Source organism: Flavihumibacter sp. CACIAM 22H1, from assembly GCF_001601815.1.
In the GTDB taxonomy this organism is placed as follows: Bacteria; Bacteroidota; Bacteroidia; order Chitinophagales; family Chitinophagaceae; genus Flavihumibacter.
In genome coordinates this window covers 29,762-31,760 of the sequence record NZ_LUKG01000059.1, presented here as the reverse complement: position 1 = coordinate 31,760, position 1,999 = coordinate 29,762, and the positions used below count along the sequence as shown (strand labels likewise).

Annotated in this window: 2 protein-coding genes and 1 pseudogene; 2 read left to right on the top strand and 1 reads right to left on the bottom strand. The window is 43.9% G+C overall.

Annotated elements, in window-relative coordinates; all coding sequences use genetic code 11:
* Both A1D16_RS15055 and A1D16_RS15050 read left to right on the top strand, forming a co-directional pair.
* A pseudogene (locus A1D16_RS15055) lies at positions 1 to 195 on the top strand (hypothetical protein); the annotation flags it as partial.
* Between the two features lie 32 nt (positions 196 to 227).
* Positions 228 to 1,769: a sigma 54-interacting transcriptional regulator gene (locus A1D16_RS15050; protein ID WP_290710957.1), complete on the top strand. Its 1,542-nt coding sequence runs from the start codon at positions 228 to 230 to the stop codon at positions 1,767 to 1,769.
* Here the strand turns inward: A1D16_RS15050 and A1D16_RS15045 are convergent.
* Positions 1,730 to 1,999 (bottom strand): hypothetical protein (locus A1D16_RS15045; RefSeq protein WP_290710955.1); only part of this gene is annotated, 270 nt, incomplete at its 5' end. The two genes, A1D16_RS15050 and A1D16_RS15045, sit on opposite strands and share 40 nt — an antisense overlap.

Genomic DNA, 1,999 nt, shown 5'->3' with positions numbered 1-1,999 from the left:
AACCTGGCGGCACAATGTAAAAAACTCAAGATCCCCATTACTACCTTCATGATTGCATCAGATCCATATCTGCAGCGTTTTGTAACGGAATTCACAGAAACGAATCAGGGTAAGGCATTTTTCGCTTCCTTAGACCACCTGGGTGCCTTTCTATTCAAGGATTTTGAAAGCGGTAAACGGAAAACGGTGTATTAAGAACGGGAATTACGAACGTATAAAATGAAACGATGAAACAAACCACTAATAGTATCACAACGCTGGGCGAATTAAAGAAATCGGGCTACCAATCCAGGTCCGTTAAAGAAGAAATAAGAGCAAACCTGATCCGGCACATTGAGGCCGGCACTCAACCTTTTGATGGAATTATTGGCTATGAGGATACCGTCATTCCGGATACGGAACGGGCACTTTTGAGTCGCCATAATATTCTTTTTCTCGGACTGCGCGGGCAGGCAAAAACCAGGATGGCCAGGCAAATGACCAATCTCCTGGATGAATACATTCCTGTGATAGCCGGGTCAGAGATCAATGATGATCCTTTTCAACCTATTTCGCGGTATGCCCGAGACCTTATTGCCCAACACGGCGATGAAACCCCCATTCACTGGGTACACCGGGCGGAACGTTATGGTGAAAAACTTGCCACACCCGATGTAAGTGTGGCGGATCTGATTGGTGATATCGATCCCATCAAAGCGGCCAATTTACGGCTGAATTTTGCCGACGAGCAGGTGATTCACTACGGCATTATACCCAGGAGCAACCGGGGCATTTTTGTAATTAATGAAATTCCTGATTTGCAGGCCAGGATACAGGTTGCATTATTTAATATATTAGAGGAAGGGGATATCCAGATCCGGGGTTTTAAGCTTCGTATGCCACTGGATATCTTGTTTGTTTTCACTGCTAACCCGGAAGATTACACCAACCGGGGTTCTATCGTTACCCCCCTGAAAGACCGTATAGAAAGCCAGATTCTGACACATTATCCCAAATCTATTGAAACCTCCCTGGCTATTACCGAGCAGGAAGCTTCTGTTAAACAGGAACAACTGGACAGGGTATCAATCAGCGACCTGGTAAAACGGATCATTGAACAGGTGGCTTTTGAAGCCAGAAACAATGAATACGTCGATAAAAAAAGCGGTGTTTCTGCACGCCTTACCATCAGTGCCTTTGAAAATGCGATAAGTGCGGCTGAATTGAGGGCATTGGTAAATAAAGAAAAACAAACCCAGGTTTGGGTAAGTGATCTGTTGGGTATTATACCCTCTCTTACCGGGAAAATTGAATTGGTCTATGAGGGAGAACAGGAAGGTCCTTTCCAGGTAGCCATGAATTTACTCGACAAATCGATCCGCAGTGTTTTTATTCAATATTTTCCCAACCCGGAAACACTTAAAAAAAGACGTTCTACCGGCAAGGAGTCGATGAAAGAGGTGGAAAATCCATACAAATCAATTATTCGCTGGTTTGATGCCGGTAATCAACTGGACCTGTTTTTTCAGTCCAGAGACAACGACAAAATACAGAAGCTTTATGCCGTGGATGGGTTACATGCCATGGTCAAAAAACATTTCCCTAAAATAAATGAAAAAGAAGCCGGGCTGTTGATGGAATTTGTATTACACGGATTATCAGCCTATTCACTGATCAGCAAAAAAATCATTGAAAACAAGATAGAATTCAAGGACCTGATCGGTTCCATGGTAAACCTCGGATCAGGGGCTTACCGGGAAGAAGATTTTGACGGAGAGGATTTTACCTGACCCGTTAATAAGCCAAGGCGAAAGCCGGTATTTAACGCTAATGCCGGCACATCGCCTATCTTCAGGTTGGTGTAATGAAAAGCACTGTATTCGTCGGAATAGGAATTGTAATAATTTACGTCCCTGATATTATCGACACTGTAACCGACGCCAAAAAACATATCCAACAGCATCCTGTCTGCCACCACCCATTGTTTTCCGAATTCCATCATCAGTGAACCGTATAGGAC

Bases quoted from the DNA above. Each gene is read 5' to 3' on its own strand.
- A1D16_RS15050 (WP_290710957.1), top strand. From the start codon at position 228: ATGAAACAAACCACTAATAGTATCACAACGCTGGGCGAATTAAAGAAA.